The 1,991-nt window shown below is 38.6% G+C and carries 1 protein-coding gene; it reads left to right on the forward strand.

Annotated elements, in window-relative coordinates:
* The coding region (recQ, locus tag AC1DND_RS26655) for a DNA helicase RecQ (RefSeq protein ID WP_477585716.1) at nt 1–1,991 on the forward strand (1,991 nt) is incomplete at both ends.

Raw genomic sequence — 1,991 nt, forward strand, 5'->3', positions numbered from 1 at the left:
GTCGTTATTTGATAACCTACAAAATTTCTTCGGGTTTGACAATTTCAAAGGTGATCAGGAGTCGATCATTACAAATATTTTAGAAGGCAATAACACATTTGTTATTATGCCAACAGGCGGAGGGAAGTCTATTTGCTATCAGTTACCCGCTTTAATGAGTGAGGGGACAGCAATTGTAATTTCTCCACTAATTGCATTGATGAAAAACCAGGTTGACCAATTAAGGGCCTTTGGTGGAAATGACAGTATTGCTCACTTTCTTAATTCATCCCTAAATAAATCTGAAATTACTCAAGTTAAATCTGATCTTTTAAGCGGTCAGACTAAGTTATTGTATGTTGCGCCAGAGTCTCTGGCGAAGCAGGATAATATTGAATTTTTAAATCTGATTAAAATCTCTTTCGTTGCCGTTGATGAAGCGCATTGTATCTCTGAATGGGGGCACGATTTCAGGCCAGAATATCGTAAGATTAAACAGGTTATTGCAGGATTGGGGAATAACATTCCAATTATTGCATTAACCGCAACTGCTACGCCAAAAGTACAGCAGGATATTATGAAGAATCTTGGAATGACGGAAGCAACGTTGTTTAAATCGTCATTTAACAGGCCCAACTTATTTTACGAAATCCGACCTAAAAGAGACATCACCAAAGAAATTATTAAGTACATCAAATCTAATCCGGGCAAATCTGGGATTATTTACTGTCTTAGCCGTAAAAAGGTTGAGGAAGTGGCAGAAGCATTGAATCTGAATGGAATTAGTGCCTTGCCTTATCATGCGGGGTTAGACCCAAAGGTTAGGGCTGAAACGCAGGATAAATTTTTGATGGAAGATGCTGAGGTTATTGTAGCAACCATTGCCTTTGGTATGGGGATAGATAAACCCGATGTTCGCTTTGTGATTCACCATGACGTACCTAAAAGTATGGAGGGTTATTACCAGGAAACTGGCAGGGCCGGACGTGATGGTGGCGAAGGCGTGTGTATTGCTTTCTACGCTCAAAAAGACGTAGACAAGCTGGCTAAATTTATGAAAGATAAACCAGTTTCGGAACGTGAAATTGGCACGCAGATATTAAAAGAAGTGATCGATTATGCTGAATCTGGCGTATGCCGACGTAAGCAGATCCTTCATTATTTCGGTGAAAACTTTAACGAAACGGGCTGTAACTGCATGTGTGATAACTGTAAAAAGCCTAAAAAGCAATTTGATGCAGAAAGTCAATTGTCGACAGTTTTGAAATTTATCGAAAAATCAGGCGAAAAATTTGATGATGCACACTTGTTAAATGTATTTTTAGGTTTAGAAACCGCTCAAACCATTGCTTACGAACACAGTAAGATTCCTGAATTTGGAAGCGGTAAAGAAGAAGGCGAGCTGATGTGGAAATCGATTATCCGCCAGGCTGTTTTAAATAATTACCTTTTTAAGGACATTGACAATTACGGTTTATTAAAATTAACCAAACAGGGAAGAGATTTTATTATCAACCCCTATAGCCTTAAATTCATACTAAACGAACCAATAGAGAACGGTGCTGATGACGATGACGATGATGTAAAGCAAGGTACAGGTGCTTTAGATACCCATCTTTTATCATTGCTTAAAGAGCTACGTAAAAAAATTGCGAAGCAAAAAAGTGTTCCACCATTCGTAGTTTTCCAGGATCCATCTTTAGAGGAAATGTGTACACATTACCCGATTACGACGGAAGAGCTTCGCCAGATTTCTGGTGTAGGTTCGGGTAAAGCGATGAAATTTGGGACACCTTTTATCGAATTGATCAAAAAATATGTCGAGGATAACGATATCGAACGTCCAATCGATTTGATTATTAAAACTCAGGCCAATAAATCGCAGATGAAGGTTTCGATCATTCAAAATATCGACAGGCAGATTGGTTTGGAAGATATTGCCGATTCGAAAGGCATCACCTATGAAGAAATTCTCAAAGAAGTAGAATCGATTGTAAACTCTGGTACTAAAC

The sequence above is a fragment of the Pedobacter sp. 01N416 genome, assembly GCF_056399685.1.